The organism is Ottowia beijingensis (assembly GCF_042680925.1).
GTDB classification, from domain to species: Bacteria; Pseudomonadota; Gammaproteobacteria; order Burkholderiales; family Burkholderiaceae_C; genus Ottowia; species Ottowia beijingensis.
Genome location: NZ_JBHUEP010000012.1, coordinates 235,078 through 252,449, shown reverse-complemented (window position 1 = coordinate 252,449; position 17,372 = coordinate 235,078). Strand labels below are relative to the sequence as shown.

Here is a 17,372-nt window from a genome sequence, read left to right as displayed (position 1 = left end):
GAGGACGCGGAAGTTGCGCAGAGAAAGCAGAAGGTTTCTTCTGCGCCCTCTGCGAAATCTCCGCGTCCTTTGCGTTCAAGAAAAGCAGGTCCAAGCTCACGACGTTTCACCAGGTCAGCGCGCTGGCGGCCACGCGTTCGGTGTTGGTCTGCTCGCGCACGATGCGGCCGTCCTGCATCCACAGCACGCGCTGCGCCATGCGGGCGATGTCGGCGTTGTGCGTGATGATGACGGTGGTGGTGCCCATCTCGGTGTTGACGCGCTCCAGCGCCTCCAGCACGCGCACGCCGGTGGCCGAATCGAGCGCGCCGGTCGGCTCGTCGCACAGCATCACCACCGGGCGCTTGGCAATGGCGCGGGCAATGGCCACGCGCTGCTGTTCGCCACCCGACAGCTGCGCCGGGAAATGATCCAGCCGCTCGCCCAGGCCGACCATCGCCAGCGCGTCCTCGGGCGGCAGCGGATCGGGCGCTATGTCGGTGACGATGGCCACGTTCTCGCGCGCCGTCAGGCTGGGGATGAGGTTGTAGAACTGGAACACGAAGCCCACGTGCTCGCGCCGGAAGCGCGTCAGCCGCGCGTCGCCGGCGCGGGTCAGGTCCTCGCCGTGGTACCAGACCTGGCCATCGGTGGGCACGTCGAGCCCGCCCAGGATGTTGAGCAGCGTCGACTTGCCGCTGCCCGAGGGGCCGAGCATGACCACGAATTCGCCCGCGCGCAGTTCCAGATCGACGCCGCGCAGCGCGTGCACCTCGACGTCGCCCATGGCGTAGACCTTGGTCAGGCCCTGGGCCTTGAAGATGACGGTATCGGAAGGGGAGCCCATGCTCGACATGGTGGCGGGGCGATGTGTCGGTTTCGTTTGCTATCTAAAAAATAGCTGCTTGCGCCCGCCAGTATTGGCCTGAAGGCCGATTTTGCTTGAAATTCAGAGGATGCGGTTGAACCACAGCATCGACAGCCCCGCCGCCAGCAGGGCCAGCAGCGCGCCCGCCAGGGCGAACAGGGCGGAGATCTCGGTTTCCTTCTTCTCCAGCGTCAGGCGGCTGCTGAGGTTCTCGTACACCTTCTTCAGGTCTTGCGCGGTGCCGGCATAGTAGTACTCGGCGGCGGTGCGCTGGGCGACGTCCTTCAGGGTTTCCTCGTCCAGCCGCACGCGCATCGACCAGCCTTCGAAGCCGATGGTCTCGCCGTCCACCGTGCCCACGCCCACGGTGTACACCTTCACGCCCCGGTCGGCCGCCATCTTGGCGGCGTCCAGCGGGTCGACCCCGGTGGTGCGCTGGCCGTCGGTCAGCATGATGATGGCGGCCGAGGTGTACGAGCCCGGCGGCACCGGGATGAACTCGGCCTGCTTGGGCGGCGGCTGGTCGAGCGAGCGGCCCATGCCGCGCATGCGGTCGAAGCTGAGCTGCTGCAGCTCGATGCCGGCGTTGGGGAACAGCGTGGCCAGCGAGATGACGATGGCGTTGCCCGTGGCCGTGGCGCGCTGCAGCTGAAAGCGGTCGATGGCGGTGACGAGGTCCTCACGGTTCAGCGTGGGCAACTGCGCCACCTGGGCCGAGCCGGCAAACGCCACGATGCCGACCTTGACGTCGCGCGGCAGGTCTTTCAGGAAGGCCTTGGCCGCGTTCTGCGCCGCCACCAGGCGGTTGGGCTCCACGTCGGCGGCGCGCATGCTGCCCGACACGTCCATGGCCAGGATGATGGTCTGCTGGTTCGACGGCAGCGCCACCAGCGCCACCGGCCGCGCGCTGGCCAGCAGCATGGCGCCCAGCGCGCCCAGCAGCAGCAGCGGAGGCAGGTGCCGGCGCCAGCCGGGGCCCTTGCCCATGGCCTCCTTCACGATGGCCAGGCTGGCGTAGCGCACCGCCAGCTTCTGCTTGCGTCGCTGCAGCCACAGGTACAGCAGCACCAGCAGCGGCAACAGCAGCAGCAGCCACAGGAACTGCGGCCACAGGAAGCCGGGCTGCGGCAGCGCCGCAGGCCATTTCAGGAAGGCAGGCCAGGTGAAGTTCATGGCAGGGTACAACTGCGGTCCATTGTCGCGCGCTCAGGCGGTTTTGCGAAGATGCGCCGGCATGCCCCCACCGGCGGCCAGCCGGGCGCGTTGCCGACGCAACTCGGTGAAGCGCACGATGGCTTGCGCCATGTCGTCGTCGGTCGACAGCTCCAGCGTGTCCACGCCGGCGCGCGCCAGCGATTGACGCAAGTCGGCCTCGCGCTGGGCGGCGATGGCGGCGAAGCGCTTGCGGAAGGTCGGGTTGTGCGTGTCGACCAGCAATTGCTCGCCGGTTTCGGCGTCGCGCAGGGTCAGCAGGCCCAGGTCGGGCAGGGCCAGCTCCAGCGGGTCGGTCAGGCGCACGGCCACCACCTCGTGGCGCAACGCCAGCTGGCCCAGCGGCTTCTCCCAGCCCGGCTCGCTGATGAAGTCCGACACCACGAAGATGGTCGAGCGGCGGTGGATGGCGTTGGCGGCGGCCAGCAGCAGTTCAGAGAGTTTTGTGCCGCCAGCGCTTGTCTGTTCTGCGCGACCAGCTCTCTTATTTGTAGTGACTGAAGGCTGCACCTGCTGCATGGCGTGCAGCAGGTGCAGCACATGCGCGCGGCTGGCGCGGGCCGGGATCATCTTCTCGACCCCCGCGCCGTACAGCAGCGCGCCCACGCGGTTGCCGTGCCGCGTCAGCAGCCGGGCCAGCACGGCGACGAACTCGGCCGACACCTGGCGTTTGCGCAGCATGCCGGAGCCGAAGTCGACCGACGGACTCAGGTCGAGCAGGAACCACGCCGCCATCTCGCGGTCTTCGGTGAACACGCGCACGTGCGGCGTCTGCATGCGCGCCGTCACGTTCCAGTCGATGTGGCGCACGTCGTCGTGCATCTGGTATTCGCGCAGGTCGGCCAGATCAAGCCCGCTGCCGCGCATCAGCGTGCGGTAGTCGCCCAGCAGCACGCCGTTGAGCCGCTTGAGCACCGACCATTCGAGCCGGCGCAGCACGTGCTCGGCGCTGGGCGGCGATGCATCGGCTGCCGCGGCGCGGGCTGGATTGGGCACCGCGTGCGGCAGCGGGGCTTTGTCGCGGCGCAGCCAGCGGATCATGGCGTGACGGTGTGGCAGCCGGCTTGGCCGCGATGACCGGCAGCGCCAAGCGATGTGCCCATCGCGGCCAAGGCCGCTCCCACAGGTTCAGGGTGTTTTCGGGCTGCAGCGCCCATCCCATCAGCGCAGGCAGCTATGGTTTTTGTGGGAGCGGGCTTGCCCGCGATGGGGCCGCGGTGCAGGGCAGGGCGCTGCATCGCGGCCAAGGCTGCTCCTACAACGGAGGCGTGGGCGTGCATGCTCATGCGGCCTGCTTCTCATGCGCCAGCGGCTTGGGCGGCGGCGGCGCCTTGGCCATGATGCGCAGCACGATCTGGTCGGCCGACAGCCCTTCGGACAGTGCCTCGTACGACAGCACCAGGCGGTGGCGCAGCACGTCGGGCACCAGGTCGCTCATGTCCTCGGGCAGGGCGTAGGTGCGGCCGCGCATCATGGCCAGCGCCTTGGCGCCTTCGATCAGGCCGATGGTGGCGCGCGGGCTGGCGCCGAAGGTGAGCATGGGCACCAGGTCCTTCAGCCCGATCTCGCCCGGTGTGCGCGTGGCCGACACCAGCTTGACGGCGTACTGCACCAGCGACGGATCGACATACACCTGCCGGCACTGGCGTTGCAGCGCGGCCAGTTGCTCCATGCTGGCGACGGGGTTCACGTCGATGCGCGGGCCGGTCACGCGCTGGGCAATGACGAACTCTTCCTCGTCGGTGGGGTAGTCCACCAGCACCTTCATCATGAAGCGGTCGACCTGCGCCTCGGGCAGCGGGTAGGTGCCCTCGGTCTCGATGGGGTTCTGCGTGGCCATCACCAGGAAGGGCTCGGGCACGAAGTGCGTCTGCCCGGCAATGGTGACCTGGCGCTCCTGCATCACCTCCAGCAGTGCGCTTTGCACCTTGGCCGGCGCGCGGTTGATCTCGTCGGCCAGCAGCAGGTGGGTGAACACGGGGCCCAGCGCGGTGCTGAAGTCGCCCGTCTTCTGGTTGTAGATGCGCGTGCCGATCAGATCGGCCGGCACCAGGTCGGGCGTGAACTGAATGCGCTTGAACTGGCCCTGCAGCACGCTGGCCAGCGTCTTCACCGTCAGGGTCTTGGCCAGCCCCGGCACGCCCTCGATCAGCAGGTGGCCGCCGGACAGCAGGGCGACCATCACGCGCTCCAGAAAGCGGTCCTGTCCGACCACGATGCGCTTGACCTCGTAGAGGATCTGCTCCATCAGCTCGGCGGTGGCGGGGTCTTGCCGGAAGGATTGTTCGGTCGTCATCATGCAGTTGATACTCCAGAAAATCAGATGGCCGCGGAGCAGGCCATGCCAGCGAACGCCATCGACGGACCTGCGCCGGCGACTGGCGTTGTCCCCCCTCGCACAGCAGAGGGGGGAAGGCGCGTCAGCGACTCAGGGGGGGGGTGCATCTCTTAGAACGGCGGTTGGCCGGCGGCGGTGGCAGCGTTTTCAATGGGCACCGCGAAGCCGATGCCCAGAAAGGTGCGCGCCGGCGTGGGGTTGAGGATGGCGGTGACGATGCCCACCACCTGGCCGTCCATCGTCACCAGCGGCCCGCCCGAGTTGCCGGGGTTGGCGGCGGCGTCGAACTGGATCAGGTTGCTCATCACCTGCCCGCCCTCGGGCGACTTGAAGCCGCGCTTGAGCCCCGACACCACGCCCGCCGACACCGAGGGCCCGATGCCGAACGGAAAGCCGATGGCCACCACCTCGTCGCCCGGCAGCAGGTCGGCGGTGGAGCGCATGGTGGCGGCCTGCAGGTCGTCAGGGATCTTCTGCGCGCGCAGCACGGCCAGGTCGTTCTCGGGCTGCACGTTGACGATGGCGGCGGGCGACTCGGTGCCGTCGGCAAAGGTCACGGTGATGGACTCGGCTTCCTGCACCACATGCAAGTTGGTCAGGATGGTGCCGTTGTCGATGATCACCACGCCCGAGCCCACGCCACGGCCCATCTCGGCTGGGCCCTTGCGGCCTTTCCGACCGGGAATGTCGCCCTCCACCCGCACCAGAGAGGGGCCCACGGCGGCGGCGGCGCGCGCGGCCTGCGAGGGCAGGGTTTTCTGGGTCAGCGTGTGCATCACGGCGGCGTTGATATCGTCCTGCGTCAGCTTGCGCTGCGCCGGCGCGCGCCAGGGCGTGTCGGGCAGGGCCAGCGCCAGGGCGAGCGCCGCAATGGCGGCCCACAACGTGCCGGGGTGACGTGCGAACGCGCCCGCCCGTTGGTGCCGCGCTGGCCTTGCGGCGGCCTCGGGCGACTCGGCCACGGCCTCTTGCACTGGCGGATCGACCTCCGTAGGCACAGCAGGGCGAGGGGTGGAACGACTGTAGAGCGCGGTTCGACGCATGCAGGTCACCTGACAACCGGACACATGCTTGGGAAGGTAGCACGGTTCACGCCGCTTGTGCGAGGGTGTTCACCCCACGCCCGGCTCGGGCATGATGCTGCCATGGCCTTCTGGATTGACACCCACTGCCACCTGGATGCAGGCAATTTTTCGGCCGACGTGGCCGCCGTGCGGGCGCGGGCAGCTTCTGAAAACGTAGCACTCTGCGTGATTCCGGCGGTCGAGGTGACGGCCTTCGAGGCGGTGCGCACGCTGGCGCACCGCTTCGGCGACGCCTATGCCCTGGGCATCCACCCGATGTACGTGCAATGGGCGCTGCACGACGCCCTCGCGCGGTTGGACCAGGCGCTCACCGCCCACACCGATGATCCGCGCCTGGTGGCCGTGGGCGAGATCGGGCTGGACTACTTCGTGCCCGAACTCACCGAAGACCCGCTGCGCGAGCGGCAGGAGCATTTCTTCCGCGAACAGCTCAAGCTGGCGGGCCGCCACGGCCTGCCCGTGATCCTGCACGTGCGGCGCTCGGTCGACCAGGTGCTGAAGGGCCTGCGCGAGATCGGCGTGCCCGGCGGCATCGCCCACGCCTTCAACGGCAGCCGCCAGCAGGCCGATATGTTTCTGGACATGGGCTTCAGGCTGGGCTTCGGCGGCGCCGTCACCTACGAGCGCGCCACGCGCCTGCGCGCGCTGGCGGCCGAACTGCCGGCCGATGCCATCGTGATGGAAACCGACGCCCCCGACATTCCGCCCCACTGGCTCTACGCCACCGCCGAGCAGCGCGCCGCCGGCCACGGTCAGGGCCGCAACGAGCCGGGCGAGCTGCCGCGCATCGGGGCCGAAGTCGCGCAACTGCGTGGCGTGCCGCCAGCAGCCTGGGCCGCGACGACTACCGGCAACGCGCTGGCTGCGCTGCCCGGCCTGCAGCGCTTGGTGCGCGGCCCCTGATGGCGCAGCCGCAGCCGGGCACTGTTCGGCCCTGTGCTGCGTACTGTGGCCCGTACTTCTTGCAACACCCCTGCGCGTGAACGCCCCGCACAATGCCCGCTCGACAGGAGGGATTGAAATGCGACGCAGACTTCTCGTATGGGCCGTGCCGGGCGCGGCGCTGTGGCTGAGCGGTTGCGCCTTCGTGCACAAGGCTTCGGAGGCCGAGGACGCCCAGGCCAAGGCCTTCACCACGCGCCCGGGCAAGGGTGCGCTCTACATCTACCGCAGCGAACTGCTGGGTGCGGCGCTGGGGCTCGAGGTGGTGGTCAACGGCGTCAGCGTGGGCGACACCAGTGGCCAGTCTTTCTTCCGCCTCGACCTGAACCCCGGCCAGTACACCATCGAATCGCGGGGCGACAACACTGCCAGCCTGACCGTCACGGTACAGGCGGGCCGGGCGACCTATGTCTGGCAGGAGTTCAAGGTGGGCATCGTGCGCGGCCGTACCGAACTCCATCTGGTGGACGAAGGCACCGGCCGGGCGGGCGTGCAGAAGTCGGGCCTGCTCACGCCGTCAGCCGCCGCAGCCAGCATCGCGCCAGCGGGCGCCGCCGGCAGGTCCGCCCCCGCTGCGACCACGGCCCCGCCAAGCCCCGCACCGGCCGCGGCACCCCCGGCCACCGGCAACACCGCACAACGCCTGCGCGAGCTGCAGCAGCAGCGGCGCCAGGGCAGGCTGTCGGAGCGCGAGTACCAGCGCCGCCGGGCCGAACTGCTGAAGTGATTCCATTGCCGATTCAATGCGTCAATCACCGTCATCCCGGCGAAGGCCGGAATCCATGTTTCTTCGCACACGCCGTCTGGATTCCGGCCCCGTATCGCGGTACGGGGCAGGCTTTGCGCCGGAATGACGAGCTATTGCAGCTTTGATCTGGAATTGGAATGACGTGAGGGCGCCAAGCAAAAAAGCGGCCCGAAGGCCGCTTTTTTTGTTTGGATCGTTGAGGGCGTCGCGTTCAGCCGTTGGGCGGAACCCCGAAAGACTGTTCTTCGAACGAGCGACCAGATCCTGCCGCTGCAAACCCGCTTTCCATCCGATAGGCGCGCCCGGTAGCTCGGCCGCAGACAGCGAGGTGCCCACACACGGGCCATCCTCTTTCAGCCCGCCCTCAACCCCTCGTACAACCCGGCCGGTCCCAGCAGGATGCTCTTGATGCCGGCCCGCACCTTCTCCGAATCCAGCGCCTGCCGGCTCATCACCTGATGCGCCTCGAACGCCGCGATGATGGCGTCCATCAGTTCGGCATCGAAGTTCGGTGACGCCGCGAACTGCGCCTTGGTGTTGTTGCGCGCCTGCTCGGCCAGCACCTCGGACTCCATCAGCTTGCCCTTGATGACGTTGTTCACGTACACCAGCTTGTCGTCATCCGTCAGCTCGCCCTCGAACAGGTCGTTCACGCGGTCGAGGATTTCCGACAGCAGCAGCTTTTCCTTGTCCTGCAGTTGGCCACTGCCCGGCTCCGTCATCGGCTTGAGCTTGTATTCCCCATCGGTCTCGTTCAAGGTCAGGCTGCGCTGGCCTTGCTCCTTCAGCTTGTGGTGCGTCAACACCACCTTGCTCAGGTCGATGCCGTCCCGCTCGCGCCCGAAGTCCAGCAGCGGCAGCAGGCGCTTGAAGAAGATGGCGCGCTTCTCGATGGCGGTATTGCCGTAGTCGAAGAGCTGGCCGAGGAAGGCGTACACGCGCACATAGCTGCCGAGATCGCGCTTGAACAGCACCAGCGCCTCCAGCTCGTCCTTGGCGTCCTTGTGCTCAGGGCTGGATTCCGGGTGGGCCTGCTGGGTCTGCTTCGCCGCCTTGTATTTCTTCAGCAGCCGATCCGCCACCGGCTCGATGGCGGCGACGAGCTGCGCCTGCGTCGCCTTGGGGTCCAGCTCGACGTTCACCACCCGGTCGACCTCGAATTCGTCGTAGTGGCCACTGCCGTCCAGCTTGGCCTTCAGGTCGAGGATCAGGTTCGGGTCCGTCACGCCCGACAGCTCGGCCGTCTCGTAATAGACCTGGAACGCCGCCAGCACCTCGTCCGGCTCGTTGACGAAGTCGACCACGTAGGTGGTGCCCTTGAGTCCATGCGGGCCGTTGTAGGCGCGGTTGAGCCGGCTCAGCGTCTGCACCGCCTGAATGCCGCCCAGCTTCTTGTCGACATACATGCCGCACAGCAGCGGTTGGTCGAAGCCGGTCTGGAACTTGTTGGCCACCAGCAGGATTTGGTGCTCGGGCGTGGCGAAGGCTTCGCGGATGTCCTTGCCTTTCAGGCCGGGGTTCAGGCTGGGCGATTTCTCGGTCACGGGTTCGTTGCCGTTGTCCGCGTCGGGCACCTCGCCCGAGAAGGCCACCAGCGTGCCGATGGGGTAGCCCTGCTCGGCGATGTACTTGTCCATGGCGCGTTTCCAGCGCACCACTTCCTGCCGGCTGGCGGTCACCACCATGGCCTTGGCGTGGCCGTTCAGCAGAGGTTGGACGTTGTCCGCGAAGTGCTCGACCACGATGGCGACCTTCTGCGCGATATTGTACGGGTGCAGGCGCACCCAGCGCATCAGCCCCTTCACGGCTTCGCCCTTGTCCACCTCGGCGTCGGTCCAGTCCTTGCCCTCATGCGTCAGGCGGAAGGCCAGCTTGTACGGGGTGTAGTTCTGCAGCACGTCAAGGATGAAACCCTCCTCGATGGCCTGCCGCATGCTGTAGATGTGGAAGGCCTGCGGCAGGTTGGTCTCGCTGGCCGGCTGGCTGGCGTCGGGCCGGCGGCCGAACAGCTCCAGCGTCTTGGCCTTGGGTGTGGCGGTGAAGGCGATAGTGCTGATGGCGGCATCCTGCCCGGCGCGAGCCTGCATGTGGGCGGCCAGGATGTCCTCGTTGCTGATTTCGCCGCCGTCGGCCAGCGCCTGCTGTTCCTCGGTCGTCAACACGGCCTTGAGCTTGGCGGCGGATTCGCCCGTCTGGCTGGAATGCGCCTCGTCGGCGATGACGGCAAAGCGCTTGCCTTGGGTGGCGGCCAGCTCGCGCACCGCCTCCAGCGCGAAGGGGAAGGTCTGGATGGTGCAGACGACGATCTTCTTGTCACCCGACAGGGCCTGGGCCAGTTGCTGGCTCTTGCTGGCGTCGGCGCCGGTGATGGTGGCGACCACGCCCGTGGTGCGCTGGAAGTCGTAGATGGCTTCCTGCAACTGGGCATCGAGCACGTTGCGGTCGCTGATGACCAGCACGGTGGAGAACACCTTGTGGTTCTGTGCGTCGTGCAGGTCCGACAGGAAGTGCGCCGTCCACGCAATCGAGTTGGTCTTGCCCGAGCCGGCGCTGTGCTGGATCAGGTACTTCTGCCCCGGCCCGTCGGCCAGCACGGCCTGCACCAGCTTGCGGGTGGCGTCGAGCTGGTGGTAGCGCGGGAACAGCACCGCCGTGATCTTCTTCTTGCTGTCGCGCCGCGCGATCAGGTAGCGGCCCAGGATGTCGAGCCACGAATCGCGCTGCCACACCTGCTCCCACAGGTAGTGGGTGCGGTGGCCGGCGGCATGGGGCGGGTTGCCGGCGCCGCCGGCGTCACCCAGGTTGAAGGGCAGGAACTGCGTGGCGGGCCCCAGCAGCCGCGTGGCCATGTGCACCAGCCGGTTGCTGATGGCGAAGTGCACCAGCGCGCCGCGCGGGAAGTCGAGCAGCGGTTCGGCGCTGGCCTTGCCCTTGGGGCGCGGAATGCGGTCGAAGCGGTACTGGTCGATGGCCAGGTTCACGTCCTGCGTGAAGTCGGTCTTGATCTCGGCGGTGGCCACCGGAATGCCGTTCAGCAGCAGCACGAGGTCGATGATGTCGTCGTGGTTGGTGCGCACCTGCCGCAGCACGCGCAGGCGGTTGGCGGCGTAGCGGGCCTGCAGCTCGGCGTTCATGGCCAGCGCGGGCTTGAACTGGGCGAGGTCGAGACGTTTGCGCAGGCCCATCATCTCCAGGCCGTGGCGCAGCACGTCCAGCGTGCCCCGGTCGTCAAGGGCTTTGCGCAGGCGCTCCAGCACCACGGCTTCGGTACCGGCGCCGTGCAGTTGGGTCAGCTTGTCCCATGCGTCGGGCTGGGTGGCTTGCAGCCACGCCACGAGGTCGGGCGGGTACAGCGCGCGCGGGGTGTCGTAGCTGCGGGCATCGCCGTCGGTGCCGGGTTCGGCATACAGCCAGCCGTGCGCGCCAAGGTGGGTGCAGATGTCGCGTTCGAGCTGGACTTCGGTGTGCAGGGTCATGGGGCCTGGGGTTTTATTGACGTTTTCAATAATCATGACCATGCGTGCTGCCACAAAGAGAACTCCCTCTCCCTCTGGGAGAGGGCAGGGGTGAGGGCAGACAGCGTGTCATGAATTACGGAATTCTCAATAGTCGTGGTCGTTGTCAGTCATTGTCATCATCGGTTAGCGGCTGCCCGCGCATGCGCCGCTGCACCGCCGCCTCGATCGCGTCCAGCACGTGGCCCTGCACGCGCTCGGCAAAGCGCTTGCGCCGGGTGGCTGACAGCACGCCGCCGTTCTGCCAGATGGTCACGATCAGCGTGGCCAGGTCGCTGCCGCGCAGGTCGTGCCGCGCCTCGATGTGGCGCCTCACCTCGTCGAACAGGGCCAGGAAGGCCACCTCGCCCTGCAGGTGCGTCTCCAGCGCGGCCAGCGCCATCTCCAGCGTGAAGCGCACACCCTCGGTCACGTCCATGTAGCGGAACCACGTGTCCGCCCCGGCGGCCCAGTCAAAGGTGTAGTCGTCATCGCCCGCCCACAGCACCTGGCACAGCGCACGGGCCGGGCGGCTGAAGGCCTGCAGCGCCGCCAGGTAGTCGGCTTCGTGCCGCTTCATCGCCACTGACACCGGCAGCAGAAACCCGCGCGGCAGCGCCTCGGCCTGGCCCAGCCCGTGGTGGGTCAAAAAGCGCGACAGGCGCCCATTGCCATCCATGAACGGGTGGATGAACACGAACGCAAACGACACCAGCGCCGCGTGGGCCAGCGCGTCCAGCGGGGCAGGGCGCTGGTTGGCCAGCGCCATCAGGTGCGCCATCAGCTCCGCCGCCAGCTCGGGCGGCGGCGGCACATAGGTGACGCCGGCCGCACCCAGGCGGCTGTCCTGCAGGCGGTTCTGCTCGGTGCGGAACTGCACCGCGCGGTCCAGCGGGTTGGTCACCGCCGCGTTCTGCAAGGCCACCAGATAGTCTTCGGTCAGGGGCTGGCGGTCGTGCGCGCGTTGCAGCAGGCCCACGAACAGCGCCGCCTTGTCCTGCGGCGGCGTCTCGCGCTCGATGGCGAACGAGCCCTCGGTCTCGCTCAGGTAGGCCCACGACAGCGCGCGCTCCAGCATCTGCGGCCCCACGCTGTCGGCAAAGGCCTGCGCACGCGCCAGCACTTGCGCATCCAGCGCGGCCTGCAAGGCGGGCGTGCGGCGCACCAGCGGGCAGAAGCCCCAGTCGCCCAGGCCGTTCACGTCCACGCGCCAGCGCGCGTTGCGGCGCGACGGCCCCACCAGATGCGTGCGCGGGTCGAACAGCGGCACGTAAGCCGCCGACACCTGCGGCCCGGCGCCCAGCCCGTCAATCGGCTGCCCATTGAACTGCTCCCACAACAGGCCCAGGCGGCGCACGTAGCCGCCGTTGGGCGTGCGCGCCACCAGATCAAGCATGGCCTGCGCGGGCACTTGCCGCAGCGCAGCGGCCAGATAGTCCAGCCGCACGCCCTCGTGCTTGATGGCGAACAGTGCGTGCGCCAGCGCGTCGGGCGCGGGCGCCAGGCGGGCGGGCACCAGCAGCGTGCCGCCCGGCAGGCGCTCCAGCCGCTGCACCGGCGCCAGGCGCGCGCGCTGCTCGCCCAGAAAGTCGGGCGCTTGCAGGTGCTGCTGAAGCCAGGCGTAGCCGATGGGGGCGTTCATGCGGGGTGTCTTGGACCGAAAAATGTTCAGCGGGACGACATTTTGTTCAGAACCGGGATGAAGGCTGACTTTTTTTTCAGGCGTGCACCCAAAGCAGACGGCACAGGACGCCAGCGGACGAAAAAATGTTCAGCGGGACGACATTTTGTTCAGAAACCGAGGGGGCGGGGATTTTTTGCTCAGTTACGCGCTGTGCGCTGGCGGTCCTTCGGGTGGCGTCATGGGCGACCACGCATGGGGTAATTTTTGGGTCAAAACAGGCTCTGGCCCTTGTCCATCAAGCGCAAGCAGCTATCAGAACAGGAGTTCATGGCGCTTGTTCCGGCGTGCAGCGCACGTCGATCTGGCCGGTGACGGCGGCGGAGATCAGGGCGGAGCGGCGTTCTTGGAGGGCGGCGATGATTGCCTCTGCCTCTGTCGCCGTATCGCGCATGCGTGCCGTCACTGCGTCGAGATGCGCAGTGATCGCCAGTTGTTCTTCCACATCGGGGTGCGGTAAACGCAGTTCCAGAATCGTCGCTTGCCCGATGTTCAGCATCGAACTGCTGGCGCCCGTGGCGGCCAACTCAATCTGTTCCCGCACTGGCAAACAGCCAAGGAAGTACGCCAAATACTGAGGAGCGTCCATCTTGTGGTTCAAGCGCAGCCGATAGAGCTTGTCGCACAGGAGGAGGTTGGGATAGTCCATCAACGCCGTCGCTGCACTCCCAACCAGTTCACGCGTGTTAGCACGAGAAACCAGTACATCGCCAGCACGAATCGCCAGAGCCGGCACTGGCGTCAAGTCATCTGGTAGCACTTTGTTTTCGTCAGGATTGAACACGCCGCCGTTGACGCAACCCACCTTGAGTACGCCCCATTGATCTGCGGATTCCACCGGGTAGCTTTCGCACTGCGGGCTCCACCCTTGTTCGATGGATGCGACGACATGCTTGATGCGAACGACCTCCCAATGCGCCGGCACTTCCCCTAACCACTCGACCCCCGAATCCTTCATCGGCACCGACGGATCAAGCCCCTTGGTGACGGCGTGCGAAATGACGGCTTGGCGCTTTTCCTTCAGCAACGCGATCAACCGCTCCTGCTCCGCCACCAGCGCGTCGATCTTGGCGGTTTCGCGGTCGAGGAAAGTGGCGATGGCGGTTTGTTCCGAAGGTGGGGGCGCTGGCAGCGGCATGGTGCCAACGAACTCCCAGCTTGCGCGTGGCATCTTCGAGCCGAACGTGGAGCCGTCCACGATGTCGATAAATGCTTGCTCCAGCAACTGGTATTGGAGAAAGCGCGGAATCGCGCCCTCTTGTGGTCGCATGACATGGAAGTCTCCGACCGCCTCTCCTTCGTTTTGCGCGAGTAGCGCCTTTGCAAGGTATGGGCGAAGTTTCCCGAACAGGATGTCGCCATGCTGAAACGCGACGCCATCACCTGCGAATTCCGTGTCGGTCGGAACAAATCTGCCTGACCAGCTTTCGATGTTTTCAAGTGCAACTGGATTAGTTCGACGGTCGGTTTTCTCAGTTAGCAGTTGGGCTGAGCGTTTGAGGCGGTGGACTTCCCAATGCGCCGGCACCTCCCCCAGCCACTCCACCCCGCTGTCCTTGTACGCCGGATACCGCGCAAAGCTCATGCCGACAGCCCCTTGATCATCTCCAGAATGCGGTCGGTGCTGGCCTTCAGGTCGGCGTCGATCTCGGCCAGCGGCCGGGGTGGCTTGAACACGTAGAAATGCCGGTTGAACGGTATCTCGTAACCCACCCTGGTTTTGTCCGGGTCGATCCACGCGTCGGGCGCATGCGGCAACACTTCGCGTTTGAAATACTCGGCCATGTCGTCCTTGTAGGGCACGTTCTCGGTGTCGCGCAGGCTGATGTCGGGCTGGGGCTTGCCTTTTTGCTTGCCTTTCTGCCCCAGCACCACCTTGCCGTCTTCGCCGCGCAGCGGGCGCTCCACGGTGATGCTGTGGTAGCCGAAGTCCTCGTTGTCGAAGATGCGGCTGATGGGCCTGGCGCTGCCGTCGGCGTCGTGGTCGCTGGCTTCCTCGAAGTGGCCGAACAGGCGGGTGATGCGGTCGATGTGGGCGTCGGACAGTTCCTTGCGCTTGCTGCCCAGGCTTTTGCGCATCTTCTGCCACATGCCGCTGGCGTCGATGAGCTGCACCTTGCCCTTGCGCGCCGCCGGCTTGCGGTTGGACAGAATCCACACGTAGGTGGCGATGCCGGTGTTGTAGAACATGTCGGTGGGCAGGCCGACGATGGACTCCAGCAGGTCGTTCTCCAGCACGTAGCGGCGGATTTCGCTCTCGCCCGAGCCGGCGCCGCCGGTGAACAGGGGTGAGCCGTTCAGCACGATGCCGAAGCGGCTGCCGCCTTCCGTGGCCGGGCGCATCTTGCTGATGAGGTGCAGCAAAAACAGCATGGAGCCATCCGACACGCGCGGCAGGCCGGGGCCGAAGCGGCCGGCGAAGCCTTTGTCCTGGTGTTCCTTGCGCACTTCTCGCTCGACCTTCTTCCATTCCACGCCAAAAGGCGGGTTGGAGAGCATGTAGTCGAAGGTCTTGGTGGGGTGTCCGTCGTCGCTGAGGGTGTTGCCGAACACGATGTTGGCCACGTCCTGCCCCTTGATGAGCATGTCGGCCTTGCAGATGGCGTAGGACTCGGGGTTCAGCTCCTGCCCGTAGACGGCCAGGCTGGCCTTGGGGTTGTGCTCATGCAGGTATTCGCCGGCGACGCTGAGCATGCCGCCGGTGCCCGCCGTGGGGTCGTACAGGGTGCGCACCACGCCGGGCTTGGCCAGCACCTCGTCGTCCTCGACGAACAGCAGGTTGACCATCAGGCGGATGACTTCGCGCGGGGTGAAGTGCTCACCGGCGGTTTCGTTCGACAGTTCGGCGAACTTGCGGATCAGCTCCTCGAACACGGTGCCCATGTCGGCGTTGCTGACCTTGTCGGGGTGCAGGTCGATCTGGCAGAACTTCTCCGTCACCTGATACAGCAGGCCGGCCTTGGACAGGCGCTCGATCTGCGTCTGGAACTCGAAGTGCTCGAAGATGTCGCGCACCTCGGGCGAGAAGCCCTGGATGTAGGCGAACAGGTTGGTGGCGACGTGGGTTGGGTCGCCCAGCAGCTTCTTCAAATCGAGCGGGCTGGCGTTGAAGAACTGCCGGCCGGTGATGCGCGAGAGAAACGGGGCCGGGTTGACGCCGAGCTTTTCCTTGGCGGCCAGTTCGGCCAGCACCGCCGGCTTGGTTGAATCCAGCACGCAATCCAGGCGGCGCAGCACCGTGAACGGCAGGATCACCTTGCCGTAGTCGGACTGCTTGTAATCGCCGCGCAGCAGGTCGGCGACGGCCCAGATGAAGGAGGACAGGGCGGGTTGGGAGGCCATGTGAACGAGTGTATCGAGCGAGCGCAAGGCTCTACCGCATCCCCTCAGCGGCTCCCTGATTGCGTGAGCCCGACGACCGGACACCGCCGCCTGACTCTCGAGACCCCGGCAACGTCCAGGTTGGCGAATCCGTTCCGGGGTTTATTTGTGGGTGTGAAAAGAAAAACGGCCCGGAGGCCGCTTGAAAGAAGGGTTTGTGGTGGAGAGGAGGAGGATCGAACTCCCGACCTCGTCATTGCGAACGACGCGCTCTCCCAGCTGAGCTACCCCCCCACGAAGGTGCGTGCATTTTAGCGCGGGCCTCAGCTGTCTGGTGTCAGCAGGGATTCCATCTGCTGGCGAATCCGATAGGCGTGCGTGCCGGTGTCGATGGCGACGTCGGCCCAGGTGAGGGACTGGCCCTGCGCCACCGGGCGGATCAGTTTCACGTCGTGCGCCAGGCCCAGCGGCAGGCCGCCCATGGCGACGGACTTGGCCGCCGGCTGCAGCTTGCCCCAGACGGTGTAGCCGCCTTCGCCGTCCAGCAATTCACCGGGCTTCAGGTCGCGCTTGGCGGTGGCCACGACGTCGGCATGCCAGCCGGTGGCCACGCCGGTCGGCTCGCCGCGCAGGGCGACGCTGGCCACGCTCAGGCCGACTTCCAGGCCGATCAGGTGCCAGCGCTTGTAGAGCGTGAAGTAGCGCCCGCTGTCGTCGGTCTGGGCGTTGTATTCCTCGAAGCAGTGCTTGATGTAATCGGTCTCGGCCTCGACCGTGACCCACACGCCCATGCGGATGTCGTAGTCGATGGGTGTGCCGTCAGGGCGCAGGGACGAGATGACTTCCACCATGCCCTTGCGCTCCAGCACGCCGCCTTCGCTGCGCGGGCGCGTGAGGTTGGGGATCTGGTCGATGCTGCCGGGTGGGTAGAGCAGGCCGTCGCTCGGCACAGCCAAACCGGTGGCGTTGGCCACGGCGGTGCTTTCGATCGACGGCTTGCTGCCGTCGAGGAAGCTGTTGAACATCTTCGGGTTCAGGCCGCCGCGCGTGGCCTGCTCGGGCGTCAGGCCGTAGTAGCCCCACACGGTTTCGGGCGTGCTGGTGCAGAAGTGCGGCAGCCACTTGTGGCCGCGCCCGGCCGCCACCACCGGAAAGCCGCAGGTGCGCGCCCAGTCCACCAGGTCGCAGATCAGCGCCGGCTGGTCGCCAAAGGCCAGCGAATACACCACGCCGGCGTCGGCCGCGCGGCGCGCCAGCAGCGGGCCGCAGAAGGCGTCGGCCTCGACGGTGACGTTGACGACGTGCTTGCCGTGGGCGAAGGCTTCCAGGCAGTGGTCGACGGCGGCGATGGGGTGGCCGGTGCATTCGACCACCACGTCGATGGCCGGATGGCGCACCAGCGCCTGCCAGTCGTCGCTGAGGTGGGTGGTGCCGGACTTCAGGGCGTCGTCGAGCGAGGTGGCGTTCAGACGTTCCGCGGCCCAGCCCACGCGCTGCAGGTTGGCGCGTGCGTTGTCGGGCGACAGGTCGGCAATCGCGGCCAGGTGCACACCCGGCGTGCGCGGTACCTGCGCCAGGTACATGCTGCCGAACTTGCCGGCGCCGATCAGGCCGACGCGGATGGGGCGGCCTTTGGCGGCGCGTTGTTGCAGTTGGCGGTGCAGGCTCATGGGTTTTTCGCTCGTGAGTGGGGTGATGGTGGTT

General features: G+C 66.9%; 13 protein-coding genes and 1 tRNA gene. 2 read left to right on the top strand and 12 right to left on the bottom strand.

The window, feature by feature from the left end; translation table 11 throughout:
• Positions 1 to 106: 106 nt before the first annotated feature.
• The 5 genes from ACFSCU_RS16695 to ACFSCU_RS16675 form a co-directional block, all read right to left on the bottom strand.
• Positions 107 to 835, bottom strand: a complete 729-nt coding sequence (locus ACFSCU_RS16695) for an ABC transporter ATP-binding protein (protein WP_257645550.1) — start codon at positions 833 to 835, stop codon at positions 107 to 109.
• Positions 836 to 928: 93 nt separating this feature from the next.
• Positions 929 to 2,020 (bottom strand): VWA domain-containing protein, encoded by a 1,092-nt coding sequence (locus ACFSCU_RS16690; protein ID WP_180549334.1) that lies wholly within the window; start codon positions 2,018 to 2,020, stop codon positions 929 to 931.
• Between the two features lie 33 nt (positions 2,021 to 2,053).
• Positions 2,054 to 3,100 (bottom strand): DUF58 domain-containing protein, encoded by a 1,047-nt coding sequence (locus tag ACFSCU_RS16685; protein ID WP_180549333.1) that lies wholly within the window; start codon positions 3,098 to 3,100, stop codon positions 2,054 to 2,056.
• 241 nt (positions 3,101 to 3,341) lie between these two features.
• Positions 3,342 to 4,355, bottom strand: a complete 1,014-nt coding sequence (locus tag ACFSCU_RS16680) for an AAA family ATPase (protein ID WP_180551644.1) — start codon at positions 4,353 to 4,355, stop codon at positions 3,342 to 3,344.
• A gap of 152 nt (positions 4,356 to 4,507) precedes the next feature.
• Positions 4,508 to 5,440, bottom strand: a complete 933-nt coding sequence (locus tag ACFSCU_RS16675) for a S1C family serine protease (protein ID WP_377561189.1) — start codon at positions 5,438 to 5,440, stop codon at positions 4,508 to 4,510.
• A 102-nt stretch (positions 5,441 to 5,542) separates the two neighbouring features.
• Between ACFSCU_RS16675 and ACFSCU_RS16670 the strand changes: the two genes are divergently transcribed.
• Complete coding sequence (locus tag ACFSCU_RS16670; protein ID WP_180549331.1) at positions 5,543 to 6,385, top strand: TatD family hydrolase; 843 nt, start codon at positions 5,543 to 5,545, stop codon at positions 6,383 to 6,385.
• A gap of 118 nt (positions 6,386 to 6,503) precedes the next feature.
• Positions 6,504 to 7,151: a DUF2846 domain-containing protein gene (locus ACFSCU_RS16665; RefSeq protein WP_377561188.1), complete on the top strand. Its 648-nt coding sequence runs from the start codon at positions 6,504 to 6,506 to the stop codon at positions 7,149 to 7,151.
• A gap of 21 nt (positions 7,152 to 7,172) precedes the next feature.
• Here the strand turns inward: ACFSCU_RS16665 and ACFSCU_RS16660 are convergent, their stop codons facing one another.
• From ACFSCU_RS16660 to ACFSCU_RS16630, 7 genes are all read right to left on the bottom strand, one after another.
• Entirely contained in the window at positions 7,173 to 7,508 is a 336-nt protein-coding gene (locus tag ACFSCU_RS16660) for a hypothetical protein (protein ID WP_377561187.1), read from the bottom strand.
• 17 nt (positions 7,509 to 7,525) lie between these two features.
• Positions 7,526 to 10,648: a type I restriction endonuclease subunit R gene (locus tag ACFSCU_RS16655; protein ID WP_377561186.1), complete on the bottom strand. Its 3,123-nt coding sequence runs from the start codon at positions 10,646 to 10,648 to the stop codon at positions 7,526 to 7,528.
• A gap of 145 nt (positions 10,649 to 10,793) precedes the next feature.
• The gene (locus tag ACFSCU_RS16650) at positions 10,794 to 12,308 is read right to left on the bottom strand and encodes a Fic family protein (RefSeq protein ID WP_377561185.1); all 1,515 of its coding nucleotides are present in this window, start codon (positions 12,306 to 12,308) and stop codon (positions 10,794 to 10,796) included.
• Positions 12,309 to 12,615: 307 nt separating this feature from the next.
• Complete coding sequence (locus tag ACFSCU_RS16645; RefSeq protein ID WP_377561184.1) at positions 12,616 to 13,932, bottom strand: restriction endonuclease subunit S; 1,317 nt, start codon at positions 13,930 to 13,932, stop codon at positions 12,616 to 12,618.
• A complete protein-coding gene (locus ACFSCU_RS16640) occupies positions 13,929 to 15,689 on the bottom strand; it encodes a type I restriction-modification system subunit M (RefSeq protein WP_377561183.1) in 1,761 nt (586 codons plus the stop codon). Before ACFSCU_RS16640 ends, ACFSCU_RS16645 begins: the two co-directional genes overlap by 4 nt.
• Before the next feature lie 197 nt (positions 15,690 to 15,886).
• A tRNA-Ala gene (locus tag ACFSCU_RS16635) sits at positions 15,887 to 15,962 on the bottom strand.
• Between the two features lie 29 nt (positions 15,963 to 15,991).
• Positions 15,992 to 17,338, bottom strand: a complete 1,347-nt coding sequence (locus ACFSCU_RS16630) for an NAD(P)H-dependent oxidoreductase (protein ID WP_377561182.1) — start codon at positions 17,336 to 17,338, stop codon at positions 15,992 to 15,994.
• Positions 17,339 to 17,372: the final 34 nt, after the last annotated feature.

Excerpts from the sequence above, each read along its gene's own strand:
- ACFSCU_RS16655 (WP_377561186.1), bottom strand. The coding sequence starts at position 10,648 with ATGACCCTGCACACCGAAGTCCAGCTCGAACGCGACATCTGCACCCAC.
- ACFSCU_RS16685 (WP_180549333.1), bottom strand. The coding sequence starts at position 3,100 with ATGATCCGCTGGCTGCGCCGCGACAAAGCCCCGCTGCCGCACGCGGTG.
- ACFSCU_RS16645 (WP_377561184.1), bottom strand. The coding sequence starts at position 13,932 with ATGAGCTTTGCGCGGTATCCGGCGTACAAGGACAGCGGGGTGGAGTGG.
- ACFSCU_RS16630 (WP_377561182.1), bottom strand. The coding sequence starts at position 17,338 with ATGAGCCTGCACCGCCAACTGCAACAACGCGCCGCCAAAGGCCGCCCC.
- ACFSCU_RS16695 (WP_257645550.1), bottom strand. The coding sequence starts at position 835 with ATGTCGAGCATGGGCTCCCCTTCCGATACCGTCATCTTCAAGGCCCAG.
- ACFSCU_RS16665 (WP_377561188.1), top strand. The coding sequence starts at position 6,504 with ATGCGACGCAGACTTCTCGTATGGGCCGTGCCGGGCGCGGCGCTGTGG.
- ACFSCU_RS16640 (WP_377561183.1), bottom strand. The coding sequence starts at position 15,689 with ATGGCCTCCCAACCCGCCCTGTCCTCCTTCATCTGGGCCGTCGCCGAC.
- ACFSCU_RS16650 (WP_377561185.1), bottom strand. The coding sequence starts at position 12,308 with ATGAACGCCCCCATCGGCTACGCCTGGCTTCAGCAGCACCTGCAAGCG.
- ACFSCU_RS16690 (WP_180549334.1), bottom strand. The coding sequence starts at position 2,020 with ATGAACTTCACCTGGCCTGCCTTCCTGAAATGGCCTGCGGCGCTGCCG.
- ACFSCU_RS16680 (WP_180551644.1), bottom strand. The coding sequence starts at position 4,355 with ATGACGACCGAACAATCCTTCCGGCAAGACCCCGCCACCGCCGAGCTG.
- ACFSCU_RS16670 (WP_180549331.1), top strand. The coding sequence starts at position 5,543 with ATGGCCTTCTGGATTGACACCCACTGCCACCTGGATGCAGGCAATTTT.
- ACFSCU_RS16675 (WP_377561189.1), bottom strand. The coding sequence starts at position 5,440 with ATGCGTCGAACCGCGCTCTACAGTCGTTCCACCCCTCGCCCTGCTGTG.